This window comes from Aeromonas sp. ZOR0001, assembly GCF_000801015.1.
Lineage (GTDB): Bacteria > Pseudomonadota > Gammaproteobacteria > Enterobacterales > Aeromonadaceae > Aeromonas > Aeromonas veronii.
This window is the reverse complement of record NZ_JRJY01000070.1, coordinates 84,695-85,744: the sequence shown is the minus strand read 5'-3', so window position 1 is coordinate 85,744 and position 1,050 is coordinate 84,695. Positions and strand designations below refer to the sequence as shown.

The following is a 1,050-nucleotide window of genomic DNA, read 5'->3' as shown; positions in this document are numbered from 1 at the left end:
ACCTCTCCGCAAGCCTCAACCGGCGGGCGGCGTGCCATCTCCCTGACCACCATCAAACATCGCTTTCAGTTTGTCTCTGCCAAGCTGGGCCGCGGCTACCTGCAACTGAGTCTCTATGACCTCGATGGCAAGGAGCTCGACCAGCACGTCATTCAGGTGACCGAGATCGACCAGCAACCCGTGGTCGACATGCTGCTGCGAGAGATTGGCGCCTTTATCGATGCCAACCGCGAACGTTGTCGCAACCTCATCAGCATCGCGCTGACCATGCCGGGTCTGGTCAACCCGGAATCCGGCATGGTCATCTACACCCCCAAGTACCAGATCCGCAATCTGGGGCTGGCGAAGCTGCTTGAGAACCACTTCAACCTCCCCTGCTACGTGGGCAACGACACCCGCTCGCTGGCACTGGCCGAACACTTCTTCGGTGAGTCCCGCGACTGCATGGACTCCATTCTGGTGAGCGTCCACCAGGGGACGGGCTCCGGGATCATCACCAAGGGTCAGGTGTTCCTCGGCCAGAACCGCAACGTCGGCGAGATCGGCCACATCCAGGTCGAGCCACTAGGCAAACGCTGCCACTGCGGCAACTTCGGCTGCCTCGAGACCATCGCCTCCAACGAAGCGATCATCGACAAGGTGAAGGAGCTCATCAGCCGCGGTCACCAGAGCGCACTGCAAGAGAAGCACATCACCATTCAGGAGGTGTGCAAGGCGGCGCTGGCGGGCGATGAACTGGCCCGCAGCGTGATCGAGAACGTGGGTGAGCATCTGGGACGAGCGGTGGCGATTACGGTCAACCTGTTCAACCCGCAGAAGGTGCTGATCGCCGGCGAAATCACCGCCGCTGAAGAGATCCTCTTCCCGGCCATCCGTCGCTGCGTCGAGCATCAATCCCTGCCGAGCTTCCACCGTGGCCTGCCCATCGTGAAAGCCCGCTTCCAGAACCAGCCGACCTATGGCGGCTTTGCGCTGGTCAAGCGCGCCCTGCTGGAGGGAGATCTGCTGCAGATCATCATGGAGCAGAAGTAAGGCTCTGATCTTGCGAGA

General features: G+C 61.1%; 1 protein-coding gene. It reads left to right on the top strand.

Annotation, left to right across the window (positions count from 1 at the left end; all coding sequences use genetic code 11):
* The coding region (locus L972_RS08620) for an ROK family protein (protein ID WP_047437714.1) at positions 1 to 1,032 on the top strand (1,032 nt) is incomplete at its 5' end.
* Positions 1,033 to 1,050: the final 18 nt, after the last annotated feature.